The organism is Ruegeria sp. CDSB114, assembly GCF_059611025.1.
The window spans coordinates 74504-87180 of the sequence record NZ_JBXWOT010000004.1 but is presented as its reverse complement, the minus strand read 5'-3'; the positions used below and the strand labels follow the sequence as shown (position 1 = coordinate 87180).

General features: G+C 53.4%; 9 protein-coding genes. 3 read left to right on the top strand and 6 right to left on the bottom strand.

Annotated elements, in window-relative coordinates; all coding sequences use genetic code 11:
• Positions 1 to 100 precede the first annotated feature (100 nt).
• From AC2FIP_RS11830 to AC2FIP_RS11815, 4 genes are all read right to left on the bottom strand, one after another.
• Positions 101 to 1678 (bottom strand): arylsulfatase, encoded by a 1578-nt coding sequence (locus tag AC2FIP_RS11830; RefSeq protein WP_496698968.1) that lies wholly within the window; start codon positions 1676 to 1678, stop codon positions 101 to 103.
• Between the two features lie 71 nt (positions 1679 to 1749).
• Positions 1750 to 2610 carry a DUF302 domain-containing protein gene (locus AC2FIP_RS11825; RefSeq protein WP_496786528.1) on the bottom strand — a complete coding sequence of 287 codons (861 nt, stop codon included), beginning with the start codon at positions 2608 to 2610 and terminating at the stop codon, positions 1750 to 1752.
• Between the two features lie 14 nt (positions 2611 to 2624).
• A complete protein-coding gene (locus AC2FIP_RS11820; protein ID WP_496692088.1) occupies positions 2625 to 3005 on the bottom strand; it encodes a DUF4345 domain-containing protein in 381 nt (126 codons plus the stop codon).
• 602 nt (positions 3006 to 3607) lie between these two features.
• The gene (locus tag AC2FIP_RS11815; protein ID WP_496786526.1) at positions 3608 to 6484 is read right to left on the bottom strand and encodes an autotransporter family protein; all 2877 of its coding nucleotides are present in this window, start codon (positions 6482 to 6484) and stop codon (positions 3608 to 3610) included.
• 231 nt (positions 6485 to 6715) lie between these two features.
• Here AC2FIP_RS11815 and AC2FIP_RS11810 point away from each other — a divergent pair, with 231 nt between their 5' ends.
• The gene (locus AC2FIP_RS11810; RefSeq protein ID WP_496702563.1) at positions 6716 to 8815 is read left to right on the top strand and encodes a tetratricopeptide repeat-containing sulfotransferase family protein; all 2100 of its coding nucleotides are present in this window, start codon (positions 6716 to 6718) and stop codon (positions 8813 to 8815) included.
• Between the two features lie 380 nt (positions 8816 to 9195).
• Here the strand turns inward: AC2FIP_RS11810 and AC2FIP_RS11805 are convergent, their stop codons facing one another.
• Entirely contained in the window at positions 9196 to 10131 is a 936-nt protein-coding gene (locus AC2FIP_RS11805; RefSeq protein WP_496786525.1) for a DMT family transporter, read from the bottom strand.
• A gap of 83 nt (positions 10132 to 10214) precedes the next feature.
• Entirely contained in the window at positions 10215 to 10913 is a 699-nt protein-coding gene (locus AC2FIP_RS11800) for an aminotransferase class IV (protein WP_496786523.1), read from the bottom strand.
• Between the two features lie 279 nt (positions 10914 to 11192).
• Here AC2FIP_RS11800 and AC2FIP_RS11795 point away from each other — a divergent pair, with 279 nt between their 5' ends.
• Complete coding sequence (locus AC2FIP_RS11795; protein WP_496786521.1) at positions 11193 to 11663, top strand: Lrp/AsnC family transcriptional regulator; 471 nt, start codon at positions 11193 to 11195, stop codon at positions 11661 to 11663.
• A gap of 497 nt (positions 11664 to 12160) precedes the next feature.
• Positions 12161 to 12559, top strand: coding sequence for a nuclear transport factor 2 family protein (locus AC2FIP_RS11790; RefSeq protein WP_496786519.1), 399 nt, complete (start codon positions 12161 to 12163; stop codon positions 12557 to 12559).
• Positions 12560 to 12677 lie beyond the last annotated feature (118 nt).

Here is a 12677-nt window from a genome sequence, read left to right as displayed (position 1 = left end):
GCGAACGGCGATACCAAGCCCAAAGCAGAATCTTGAGAGATAGTGGAAGGAGCACTCCGCCGTCACCACGGCGAAGTGCTGAATTGTGTATTTCTAGCCGTTATTGAGACATCCCGCCTTCGCTGGAAACCTGTTTCTCAACTTGGCTTTGATTGGCCAGGTCAGAGCCACGCGGTGGGAACTCTTGGAATGTCTGAAGGTGTTGCTGCACCAGTCGCGCAGCAGGTCCAAACGCCCACATCTTCTGCCCCATCCATTTGGTATACATCCCGGATTCTTCGGCGGCCTTTTCATAAGGATCGCGGCGCAGATTAAACAACATCGGCGCATTTAATTCTTCTTTTGGTCCGGCCCAGCCATGCTCTTGGATTACGAAATGGGCTTTCCAGTCCCTGTAGCGGACGGCCTGAAGGCTCGTGCCTTCGTAGTAGATGATTTCGTCGCGGTTGCTTTCGGCACCTCCCGTCAAATACGACAGTTGGTTGTATCCGTCCAAATGTGCTGTGTAGCCTTCATATCCAGACAAGAGCGCCTCGGGCAGGTTGTCAGGGCCACCTGCCGCTGCCACCAGCGTCGGCATCCAGTCCATACCGGACATAATGCCGTTTGCAACGCGTCCAGCAGGTACATTGCCGGGCCATTTGATAATCGCCGGAACGCGGAAACCACCTTCCCAGGTTGTTCCTTTTTCCCCGTGAAATGGTGTCGTGCCACCATCCGGCCAGGTCATCGTTTCAGGGCCATTGTCAGCAGTGAAAACCACAATTGTGTTGTCAGTGACACCCAGCTCGTCAAGCCGCGCGATCACTTTGCCAACATTGTCGTCAAGCTCTTGCATCACAACGTCCTGCAGCCCACGCCCATCGCCCAGCATGTCTTCGTATTTGGGGCTCAGGTGCGTCCAAACATGCGCTCTGGCCGGGGCCATCCATACAAAAAACGGTGTGTCCGCTTCGACAGCGCGATCAATAAAGTCGATCGTCTTTTCGGTCACCTCATCATCGAGCGTCTTTTGACGCTCGGGCGGCGCGGGTCCATCGTCCAGGATGCGCTGATTGCCGACCACGCCCCAACGCGGATCCGCGGTTTCATCCAGTTCTTCGGTTGCAAAGGCATGTATGATGTTGCGCGGACCGAATTGGGCATTAAATTCAGGATCGTCTGGCCAGTCCGGGTCCGACGTATATTCCATCGCATTCAAATGGTAGAGCCAGCCCCAGTACTCGTCGAAACCTTTTGTTGTTGGCAAAAACTGGTTCTGGTCGCCCAAGTGGTTTTTCCCGAATTGACCGGTGGTATACCCCAAGGCCTTTAGCATGTTTGCAAGCGTGGGGTCTTCATTGCTCAGACCCACGGGATCACCGGGAAGACCAACAGTGTGCATCCCGACACGTACAGGAAACTGACCCGTCAAAAACGCAGCGCGACCTGCGGTACAGGTCGGTTCCGCGTAGTAGTCCGTCAGTCGCGTTCCCGCTTCGGCAAGCTGGTCCAGGTTCGGTGTTTTGATACTTTTGATGCCTTGGTGGTAGCTTCCCAAACTGGCCCAACCGACATCGTCAGCCATGATCACCAAGATATTTGGCTTGTCCTCTTGAGCAACTGCGCTTGCGGCGACAGCAACCGAAGCGACGACCGCTCCGACGAAAGTGCGCGCGATTGATAAGCGTTTCTGCATGAATCATCCTTTCTTGCATCGTATCAGGTTCGTCTGGTCGACCTCATAGCCCCAAATTTACAAGCGCGTACTTACTGTACAGCAGCGGAAAATGTCGCGCTTAAACGTTTGTTGAGCATCGCGTGTGGCTCGATTGAACTGCCATAGTAGAGCTGTGCAAAGGCGGCGATGTCGTTGAACAGAACCACAGCGTTGCCATCGGTGCCTTCATAGACAAGCAGTTTCTGGCAAAAGGCATCAAGACCGATCGCCGGGTAATCCGCCATTGCGACTCCACCGGGCGCTGGCCCCCCGAACAGCAGCAACTTTGCGGCGGGAAGGGCAACGTCAAACGCGGCAGCTTCTTTCATAAAATCGATCTCGCCGAACCAAATTGTATCTGTTTGCGCGGTCACTGCTTTTTCGAGGCGCGCAACCGTTTCGGCAACGCCATACGCCGACGCAATTTCAATAATGCCAAAATCACGCTCGACAGCATCGGTGGGAATCGGGCTCGGATCTGCGCCATCTACCGCGCGCAGTACCGCTTGCAGGCGCTCATCAAAGGCAGCAAGGGCCGCAGACCCCTCAAGTCCGTGACGTTTGGCGATGAACGCAGAGGACGTGTAAGACAAGGACGGCTTAGCCTCGTCGCCGTATGACAACACCCTGAAGGGCAGATCCAACCCCGCACGAATGTTCTCGCTCAGGATGGCAGCGTTCACGCCGGGATCAGAGAAAAGCAAAACTCTCGACGGTGGCATCTCCACGCCTTCGCCAGCCGCCAAACGGGCATGATCTATCTCGATCACCCTTGCCATTTTGGCATCTGTCACCGCCTCTGCCACTGCTTCGAACACGATATCGGTATCGGCTTGCAGTGTATCATCTGCATGGGCGGAGATCGGAGTTAATGCCAGCTCAGCGGCCAACAGAGTGTTTCGGATACCCAAGTTGATCCTCCTGATCAAACCGCGCCTTGTTGACGCAAACGAAGCAGAGCCAAAGCTGCGAAAAGGATTTCTGCCAGAAAGTAGAACACCAGCAAGAAATTTGGCAAGCCATCGACCAAAAAGCTCAGCAGTCGGCCAGCGGCGAGCCCGGCCATGAAGAGGAACAGGCTCCAAAGGGCGGCGTTTGTAAGGGCGGGCTTGAATGCCCCGGCAATCCAAAACATCAACATCGCCAGATACAGCCCCATAATTGCCCGGAAGATGTGGGTGAGCTCTGTCGTGTCGACTGGAAATCCCAGCAACATCGGCACACTCGCCGACGGCATCGCGCCATAAGACAGTGCGATCGGGAACAACCCAACGGATGCGAGCAACAAAACAAAACGGCCAGACAAGGAATTTCCCTTTTGGCTGCCTCTACAAGAGCCAGATAGAATATACTGTCGATTCCGCGTTGGGCAACTCAGAACTATGGTCAATTTCCTTACCGCCGGAAACTTACGCGGGACGTTAGGATAGTACCGCAGGCACGACCTACATATCAGGCTTTGTCCCCAACTCAGTCACGCATGTACCAAGAGACGAATTACCGCTTCGTACCGCGACTTGATCCTTAATCCGCCCGTTGATGTTGCTTGCGCAGCGAATGGCAGGTCTGGTGAAGCGGCGCTGTCGAGGAAGATGGATGTCTCCTTTGGGCCATCTGCTACGATGCTAGTTCTGCGAAACTGGCAGATGCCGCGCCGCATCTGAGGTCGGCACTGAGCCCATTTTGACGGATACTGCACATCGAACGAATGACGGCTTACACAAGCTAAAGAAACAGTTGCATAATAGGTTTCAGGCAACCGCAATAATGTTCGGATAATTGTCGACTACTTGAGAAGCTCAAATAGACTTGTGAAAGGGTCAACACTATACACCAAATAGCCCGACATAGTTCAGCTTGGAGCCGATTTCTGCGGCACCGCTCTGGGTGCCGCAGTGCTCTTTAGATCTAGAACGACCAGCGAAGTCCGGCGCGCAGGAATGGCCCCTGAGCGTCGCTGCCGATTTCCTGTTCCGCCGTCAGTTCAAGCCGCATGTCCTGAATGAGATCTTGCTCGTATCCGACCACGACACTGGCGCCGGTGAAGTCGGTTGACGCAAAGGCCAGAGACTCGGTCTGAGAGAAGACGGTTACGTCGCCCTCGGAACTGCCTAGGTCGCGCCGCAACACGCCGCCAAGCTGACCGCTGAGAACACCGCCGTTTTCAAGGTCCTTTGATGCCTCAACCCCCAAACGGGCCTCGACAACTTCGGTGGTGATATCGCCGACGGTGGCATTCGCAGATGACCCCGTCTCGGTATAGCCGTCATCCTTTTGGTTGGTGTAACGGGCGCTGGCAAAACCAAGCAAACCGAAATCGTCACTGACGTCGAATGCACGCTCGACCCCGATGTTCGCGGTCAACAGCCTGCTGTTATAGTCGGCCTTGGCGTCAGAGCTGCCCGAGATCGACCGGCTACGATCAGTCGTGAGCCAACCAATGCCGAATCCGGCATCCAGCGTGTAGGCACCAAACTGACGGCCCACTGCGGCATCAAGATAGAAGCCATTCGTGTCAAAATCAGTGGTGCTGTTGTCACCATCCGAAGTGAACACGCCCATGGCAACAGCCAGAGACACTCCGTTGTCCATCTGCCCCGTATACCCGGCGCTTCCGCTGAACATCGTCACGTCCGTGTCATCGTTCGAGCCGCTCTCGAACTCTCGATACTGGGCGTCGATCATTGCGAAGGGCCGGAAACCAGCGAAAGTTGCGCCCTGCGCGACCTGCGGTCCCTGACCATAGCTAAGCGCATTGCCACTGCCGCCGACAATGCTGCCGAAGAAGGCCGCGACATCGCCCGATGGTGCAATGTCATTGCCGTCGACCACAGAATAGATCGGGGCCGCGCTGCCCTTGTCCTGCACGAACCAAGCGGATTGCCCGTCAGACACGGTGGTCTTGAAGGTACCCGTACCCGGCGCGGCATCTTCGAACGCAAACACGCCACTGCCGCCTTTGGCTTCTAGGTTCACGTCATGGTCCTGAACGCGGATCAGACCCTCAACGTCGTCCATTGTATCGACATTCAGCGTCCCCGTGCCGGTTCCAAGGTAGACGGCGTAGACCTCATCATTCCCCGAAACCCTGATGGTCCCCAGATCATGAATCGTTCCGTCGAAATTGTCGAACTGAATACCGGCTGCACGGGTGCCGGAACTGCCGGTCGCGTGCACGGTAATCGGGCCCGTGTTCGAGAACGTTCCCTGCATGTCGCCGGCGTACACGCCGAATGCCTCGGATGCGTTTGGCGGTGGCCCACCATTCTGTTGCGCACCATTGGCGGTGACGGTGATGCTTCCGGTGTTCTTGATGTCACCGGTTACGATTTCATCAACATAAATCCCATAGGCCTCGGCAGAGGTGTCATGCGAAATCGCAGTCGCTGTAATCTCGCCCGTGTTTGCCAGAGAGCCGCTTAGGTTATCGGTCAGGTAAATCCCCGAGGCTTCTGCAGAATCTTCGGCAGCTTCTGCGAAAAGCGTCATAGTGCCCGAGTTACGAATTGCACCGGAAACGTCATCCCCGGCATAAATGCCCGTCGCGGTCGCCTCGTCCGCGGTGTTGAGAGACAAAGCAGTGGCCGTAATCGTGCCCGAGTTTACCACGATCCCGTCAACAAGGTCCTCAAGGTAAAGCCCGCCCGCATATGCTACGTCATCGGTATCCGCGCTGGCAAAGGCCTCAATTGTACCGCTGTTATGTACGGACGCGCCGGACAATACGTCATCATCGACGTAAATGCCGAAAGCAGAAGCGTCGGATTCAACACCGATTGCGGTTACCTCGATGGTACCGCTGTTATCGATCTGACCGGACAGGTCACGATCGACCAAAATTCCATAGGCAATCGCCTCATAGGTCGACGGGGCAGAGGCCAATACTTCCAATGTGCCGGTATTGCGGATCACACCGTGCGCATTGCCATTGACTTCGATCCCATAGGCAGACGCGGTACTGTCACTGGTCGATATGGCAACCGATTTGATTGTTCCCGAGTTCACGATCTGACCGGTTTCTTCCAGGTCACTTTGCACGTAAATGCCCCAGGCATAGGCATAATCATCGGCGAATGATCTGGCGCGGACATCAATCGTGCCGCTGTTTCTGATCACACCCGCGACGTCGCGGTCGACCGCAATACCGTAGATTGATGCGGTGCTTCCGTCGGTGATCAGCCCATCAACCTTGATCGTCCCGGTGTTGACGATCTTACCTGTTTCAGAAACGTCACCGTCAACGTAGATACCCCAGGCCTCGATATCGCCATCCGTGGACAACACGTCGACATCAATCGTTCCGGTGTTTTGGATTACCCCGTCGGCGTCACCGTTCACCAGCAAGCCATAGATATCCTGAGGATCAGACCCGGTGACATCTACAGAAATGGTGCCATTGTTCACCAAAGCACCGGATTGCTGCAAATTTCCGTCCAGCAAAAGTGCCGTCGCAGTATCGGTATCCGTTGCCGTGACCGAGATTGTCCCGTTATTCGTGAACGTGCTTGAGTAATCGGTCGTGATCGTCAAAGCTGCAGCGGTGGAAGAAGTTATCTCGATCGCGCCGCTTGCCGTTACTTTGTGATCCGCATCGGTCGAGAAAACCTGAGGTGTCGTCACCACATTCGAGATCGTATCCGCATGTACGTCCCCGGCCATCAGGGCAACCATTGATACTTGCGCCAGCAACGCCGCTGGAGCCGCGCTGACAATTTGGCCTTTCCACTTGAAAATACGCCCGCCACGGAGCTTGGGGGCGTTCGCCCTCGACTCATTATTAGTCATTTACTATCCCGTTAGATTATCTTGTTTTTTCTCGAAACTCGTCGCGTTTTTGCAATCGGCTCCGCTTACGAACCGTTAATAAATCGTTAACATGTATGCAATCTACCAATTTTCCATTGCATAGGATGACCTATTGCTGTTGGAAATTCGTAGGAAAACTGCAACACAATGTGGCGACTTGACGGCGCTTGAGATCAGGCTGTTGTCATGCGCCAGCCCGGAGCTACTTGAATGCCTAAAAACCAGACATTATCCATCGGTGAGGCTTACAACCAAGGAGTTCAGGCCTACGATACAGGGCATTTGAATAAAGCTGTCAATGTTCTGAACCAAGTGCTCAAAGCTGCGCCCGAATACGCGCCAGCGCATCAACTGCTTGGCGTAATTGCGTTTCAAACCGGTCAAAGCGGGCCAGCTGAAAATGCTATGCGCGAAGCGATCCGATTGCAGCCGGACAATGCTGGGTTCCTGTCGAATTTCACCGAGGTGTTACGCACGAACGGAAAACCTGAAGAAGCAATCAGGGTTGGCAAACGTGCAGTCCAGCTTGCCCCGGGGGTTGCAAATGCGCATTCAAACCTTGGGCTTGCCTATTACGATATAGGTGATTTATCCGAAGCCGAGGCATCTCAGAAGAGAGCGCTGGCCCTTAATCCAGATCTGATTGCTGCGCTGAATAATCTTGGATCAATCGCGCGCGACAACGAGGACAGTGAAGGGGCAATCTCGTTCTATCGTAGGGTGCTAGATTTGCGCCCGGACTATCTCGAGAGTGTCAACAATCTCATTTCTGTAATGATAGAAGCTGAGGAGCTAGAAGAAGCTAGAGATTTTGCAGATGACTGTCTTGGCAAGGGGTATATTTCCGCAGAGTTGCACCGCAATCGGGGACGGTTACACGTTTTGCAGAGCGAATGGGACGAAGCCGAATGCTGTTTTCGAAATGCGATTTCGCTAGATGAAAAAAAGCCCGAAGCTTATGTCGGGCTTGCGCAGGTCCTGATCGAGAAAAACCTGCATGAACTTGCCCTTGTCGAGGCAGAAAAAGCGCAGCACTTAGACCCCGGCCACGCGCCTGCATATCACTATATAGCCGTTTGCAAATCGCACCTTGGCGACCTCGAGGCCGGTTTTGCCAACTACGAGAAGACCCTTGAGCTAAAACCGGATTTCTCGGCCACAATGATCGCATTGGGCCATCTGGAGATGGAGCAGGGCAATTTTGACGCTGCCCGCAGCTGGTTCAACAAGGCCGCAGAAAGGGACAAAGCGCGTTTGAACGCGCAGATCGCGTTGGTTAAGTTGGATAAAGTTACCGAAGACAACCTTGATTTTCAGGGTCTTGTGGCTGCGTTGCCTGAAGCCGACAAGATGCTTCCTGAACAATCGGTATCGTATCACTACGCATTGGGAAAATGCTATGAGGACCTCAAGCGCTACGACAGCGCTTTTGAGCATTTTGCAAAAGGGGCTGCAATAAAGCGCAGCATTATCGATTTTGATGCCGACCAAATCGAGGAAACGGCAGACGACCTGATCACGGCCTTTACACCGGAACTGCTCGAAAAACTTCACCAGAGCTCGGTGGACAGCAGCCAACCAATTTTTGTTGTTGGCATGCCGCGGTCTGGAACGACGTTGACGGAGTCGATCCTCGCCAGCCATCCAGACGTATTCGGAGCCGGAGAGCTTAACTATTTGCACAAACTTTTCACCGATCAACTGCGCGGTGGAAACAAGAAAACTGGAAGTCTGATTGCGGCTCTCTCGGATCAGGAGCTTTCAAAACGCGCCCAACGATATGTCCAGCGGCTCGATGCGCACGCTCCTGGTAAACCTTATATCGTTGATAAGATGCCTGCGAACTTTCTGATGGTTGGCCTGATTCATGCGATCATGCCCAATGCGCGGATCGTGCATGTCGCGCGCAATCCGCTAGATACGTGTCTGTCCTGCTTCACCCGAGTGTTTCAGCGCAGTCAGCTCCACAGCTACGACCAGATCGAATTGGGTCGATACTTTAATGCCTATGTGCGCGTTATGCAGCATTGGAAGGAAGTTCTCCCCGCCGGCAGCTTTCACACCATTCACTATGAGAGCCTTATCGATGATATCGAGTTCGAAGCGCGACGCTTGATAGCATATTGTGGCCTCGAGTGGGATAATCGTTGTCTCGAGTTTTACAAAGGGGCACGACGTGTCCGCACTGCAAGTGTTCAGCAAGTGCGCCAGCCATTATACAGCTCGTCAAAGGAGAAATGGCGAAACTACGAATCTCACTTAGCACCGCTTATCGAGACAATCGGAGAAGCAAGGATTCCGTTTCGATGATCTTTGGATGGATATTGGTTCTAAAAGGTGTCGGATCTACTAAGGCGTGCTGTTATTGAGGCAAATTCCTCTGAGCCGCACATGAAATTGAGTGCAAGCAATCGTACTTTGTTCATCCAGCCACAAGCGACGGAGAGCCAGCAAACCTAGCTTCTAACACCAAATTTCTGGGTGCATCTTTTCACTTGGTTAGAAAAAAGCAGTCATTCGAGTCAAAATCATCAAGGTCAGCAAAGTCCGCGAGGCCGACCTTGATGCCGTCTGAACCGACCCGATGACCTACTCAGATGACCGGTTCGAGCCCGCAGTCACGGATGCTGTGGTTAGCATGAACGGCAGTTATCAGGCAACTGTGGTATGTGACGCGAAACCTACATCTTTCATTTTGAGCCTGAGCTTAACAAAGCGCCAGTGATTGCGAATAGCGCTCCAACGATGGTCGGCATGGTCACATTCCCTAGCCCGAATACAGCCAGCAACCCCATGGCAACAAGGGGCGTAAGAAACGCCAAGCTAGAGATTGTAGCCGCCGAACCTGAACGCGTAGCTTTGTCCCACAAGATATTCGCAACCGTAAAAGGTCCAATCCCCATGAGTGTGAACGCAAACCATTCCTCTGTTGACGGCCAGTAGGAGGGTTCGAGAATGAAATGCGCAACCAAAGCAGCAATCCCTGCAAGCCCAAGGGAGGGTCCGACAACATCCGTTTCGACTTTCGCAAGGGAACGGCCTACGGAATAGACTGCAAACGTCAAAGCGCCACAGGCACCAAGCGACACCCCAATAACATCGAGATTACCACCCATCTGGGGAAACAGGGCAATTGCTACACCAACAAACCCGCAAGCTATTCCAAACGCCTGAAGCAAAGACGGCGAATGCCGATGCAACATGGACGCCAGTAGCACAAGGAACACCGGCCAGAGGTAGTGCACGACATTGGCCTCTGCAGGTCCAATCCGCGCAATGGCTGCGAGGTAGAATGCGTTGTTGCCCATCAACCCGACAGCGACAAATATTAGCGTCCTAAGCGGCACGGATACAAATGCGCGTGATGCATTTTGACGAACAGCCAGCAACAAGGAGAGAAAAAAGCCAATTAGCGCTGACGCACCTAAAACCAAGAGCGGCGGCGCAGGGCGAACCATAATTGCGAGCGCTGGCCAACTCGCCCACAACACGACGGCTCCGGCGACAAGAGCATAGGTTTTTGTACCCGGGCCACCCGAAAGATTCGAACGCACCCACGCCGAGATTCGATCAAGCAACCGATGTTGAATATAACGGGAATGTTGAGAGAATTTTGCGAGTGTCATATTCATTCAGCTCGGATAGATCACTGTGTCCATTAAGCGGTCGTCCTTGTGCCACTCCCAATAAACTGTTTTCAGCCGCTCGGTCATTGGGCCAATCTCGCCGTTTCCAACTGGCCGCCCATCAATTCGAGTACCGGCATAATGCCACCTGCTGTCGAAGTGACAAAAACCTCGTCAGAGGCGCGTAAGCTTTCCTGTGAAAGAACATCCTCTCGAACACGAACGCTGTTTGCTGCGCAAATCTCCATGACGGTACGGCGCGTAATCCCTGGTAAAACACCGTGAGCCGGTGTCAGCAACGAACCGTTCCGGATAGAAAACACATTGAAACCAGGCCCCTCTGATATATTTCCGTCGGCATCCACCAGCAGCGCCGTCTCCCCGCCTTTGTCGTAGGCGTCGAACAAGCCCACGATCAGATCGAGCCAGTGGTAATTTTTGATCTCAGGATCAACGCTACCAGACGGAATCCGGGTGGTATCTGTTATGGTAATATTCAATCCACGACGCATTTGTTCGTCGTTAGCAACAGAACCGTAAGGCACAGCGAAGGCAAGAAATCTGTTCGTTGCGTCTCTCGGGTCTCGGCTGAAGTTGCTTGCTGCTCCTCTTGTACAGACCATCTCGACATACGCTCTTCGATGCCCTGACAGCGCGACGCAGTTGTGCAGTATCTGGCGAATGTCTTCAGGGGTCACAGACAGTTCCATTCGCAACCGACCCACGCCGGAGAGAAACCGTTCAATGTGGTCTTCGAGGCGGAAGAGCGCCATCCCAGACATGTACCGTGTCATACGTCGCGTCAGAGTGCAAAAACCCGTAATCCAAGATGGAAATTTTTGCCTCTGAAATAGGAATGTATTGCCCGTCCTGATAAGCTACGCCAACGGGATAGGGGTGAGGGTCGATGTAGGTTTCTGATAGCTTTGGTATATGGTTCATCTGCTTAGGTTCTTCTATTATGGTGAACACAGGTTAACCGGAATAGATGACCTATTTTGCCCGAATATATTTGATAGGTGGATATTTTGGCATCAGAATACTTCTCTAGGAGACGCGAAGTGACCACACCTCTAGATCAAACTGACCGTGCTATACTGTCGGTTTTGCAACATGATGCGCGCCTGTCCACAGATACGTTGGCTGATAGGATCGGAGCATCACGCTCATCAGTTCAGAGACGTCTGAAACGGTTAAATGAAACTGGTGTCATCGAGCGTGAGGTCATCCAGATAAATCCCCAGAAGGCAAATGCACTGATGACATTCGTTGTTGAGGTCGAGCTGGAACGCGAACGCGTTGACCTTTTGGACGACTTCAAGCGCTCCATGCTGGCGCTGGAGGAAGTCCAGCAATGCTATTACATCACCGGCCATGCCGACTTCATTCTGATTGTGCTAGTGAAAGACATGAACGATTACGACCGCTTCTCGCGGCAAGTTTTTGTCGAAAACCCAAACATTCGCCGGTTTGCCACCTCCGTTGTGGTGGATCGTGTTAAAGCCAGCCTGCGAGTGCCTTTTGATGAGTAGAAATGATATTACCTCGCGCACCAGTGGTTTAATCATTGCCCGGGACCCGAATAACCAGCCATTAAGCGTTGCTGCAGCGAAAGCTCATTTCGTCCGCAGACTGTGAGTTACCGTTCTACAAGATTTCGCACGCTCGACGAACGGCAGCTAGACACACACAATTCAGCACTTCGCCGTGGTGACGGCGGAGTGCTCCTTCCACTAACTCTCAAGATTCTGCTTTGGGCTCGTTGCCGCCATCGGAGCAACCGCGGCATCTTATTGGAGGGCTCAGATCGCGGGGATGAGGGCCGCCCAAACCGGACTTTGCCAATGGAACCGGGCGCCGCGGCGTAGCTTCACCAGACCGGACGTTCGATGCGGCTCCATGATCTTAGCGCTCTCGAACCAACACTATGCGGACACAGCTGACTTATTGCACTTACGCGACTAGGATATTTCCATGGGCTCATCTTGAGAACCTAAGGGGGAGCATGTTCGAACAAGGGACAACCGCAATGTTGTTTGCTGATGCTCTGGAGAAAGCTTCTTCGTATGCCGCTGCGTGGAGTTCCAATGATCCGGCGCAAGTGGCCGCACATTTCGCAGAAAATGGGGCAGCACGGCTCAATTCCGGCAAAGCAATTCAAGGTCGGGAAGCGATTGCATCGGATTACGCAGCACAGTTCTTCCGTGATTTTCCTGGTTCTTCGGTGTTACTGCATGATTTTCGTTTATCAGGGAACCACGCTCTCTTTACCGGTATGCTCGTCGGCCCCGAAAGGGGTGATAATGCTCCTATTCGCCGATTGGGCTGGGAGGAGTGGACCCTGGACGGTAATGGTTTGATACAGTTGTCGTTGGTTTGGTTCGACCGCGACAAACACGCTAGACAGGGCGGTAACGCTTTCTCATAGTGATTGCGCCAAACAAAGCGGGCTTAGTAGCGTTTGAGAAGCGCGGCAAAGCTGATCTTCAGCAAACGAAAACACGTGTCCGTATACAGTCTTGCTATACTAAATGAACCCGCAGGCT